This is a genomic window from Microvirga sp. P4_G7 (assembly GCF_056401005.1).
The window spans coordinates 1-1,581 of record NZ_JBFUKD010000776.1; the positions used below are offsets into that span (position 1 = coordinate 1).

A 1,581-nucleotide genomic window follows, 5' to 3' on the forward strand; every position below is an offset into this window, starting at 1 on the left:
AGGCTCATCATCGCATCGATGGAGGCATGCGCCTTGGCGCGGTCGGGCTCGAGCTCGTCGAGCGCGCCGGCAGCGATGAGATTCTCGAGCGTGCGCTTGTTGAGCTGACGCGGATTGATGCGCCGCGCGAAATCGGCCAAGTCCTTGAACGGTTCTTCGCCGCGCGCGYCGACAAGTGTTTCGACAGCCTGTCGCCCGACACCCTTCACGGCGGCGAGCGCGTAGAGAATTGAGCCGTTGCCCTCCGCATCGTATTGCACGTCGAACACGATGCCGGAACGGTTCACGGACGGCGGCACGACCTTGATGCCGATGCGCTGCGCTTCGCGGCGGAATTCCGCCAGCTTATCGGTGTTGTCGAGGTCCATCGTCATGGACGCGGCCATGAACTCGATCGGATAATTCGCCTTCAGATACGCTGTCTGGAACGCCACGAGTGCGTAGGCGGCCGCGTGGCTTTTGTTGAAGCCGTAATCGGCAAATTTCGCGAGCAGGTCGAAGATTTCGTTCGCCTTCGCCTTGTCGAGGCCGCCCTCGAGAGCGCCGGAGACGAAGCGCTCGCGCTGCGCATCCATCTCGGATTTGATCTTCTTACCCATGGCGCGGCGCAGAAGATCGGCGTCTCCCAGCGAATAGCCCGAGAGGACTTTCGCCACTTCCATCACCTGCTCCTGGTAGACGATGATGCCAAAAGTTTCTTCGAGGACCGGCGCCAACTTGGGATGTGAATACCAATCGCGCTTGTTGTGCTCGTCCTTGCCGAGCTTGCGCGCGCAATAGACGGGGATGTTGGCCATCGGGCCCGGACGATAGAGGGCGACGAGGGCGATGATGTCCTCGAAGCGATCCGCCTCCATCTCCACGAGGGCCTTGCGCATGCCCGCGCTTTCCACCTGGAACACGCCGACCGTCTCGCCGCGGCAGAGCATCTCGTACGTCTTCGCGTCATCGAGTGGCAGCGCGGAGAGGTCGATCGTGATTCCCCGTCTGGCGATGAGATCGACCGCCGTGCGCAAAACCGTCAGAGTTTTCAGGCCGAGGAAGTCGAACTTCACAAGGCCCGCCGCTTCGACCCACTTCATGTTGAACTGGGTCACGCGCATGCCGGTCTTCGGATCGCGATAGAGCGGCACGAGTTCCTGCAACGGTCGGTCGCCGATGACGACGCCCGCCGCGTGGGTCGAGGCATGTCTGTGCAAGCCTTCGAGCTTCTGCGCGACGGTCAGCATCCGCGCGACGATGGGCTCCTCGTCGATCGCCGCCTGCAGCTTCGGCTCACCCTCGATCGCCTGTTGCAGGGTCACCGGGGCTGCCGGGTTCTGCGGCACGAGCTTCGTGAGCTTGTCGACCTGACCGTATGGCATTTCCAGCACGCGGCCGACGTCGCGCATCACGCCGCGCGCCAGGAGCGTACCGAAGGTGATGATCTGCGCGACCTGCTCGTGGCCGTAACGCTGCTGTACGTATTCGATGACGCGCTCGCGCCCATCGACGCAGAAGTCGATATCGAAGTCGGGCATCGAGACGCGCTCGGGATTGAGGAAGCGCTCGAACAGCAGGCCAAACCGCAGAGGATCGAGA

1 protein-coding gene is annotated in these 1,581 nt (G+C 62.7%); it reads right to left on the minus strand.

The features are described from left to right. Window positions 1-1,581 (minus strand): DNA polymerase III subunit alpha (dnaE, locus tag AC1DT3_RS20560; RefSeq protein ID WP_477467060.1); only part of this gene is annotated, 1,581 nt, incomplete at both ends.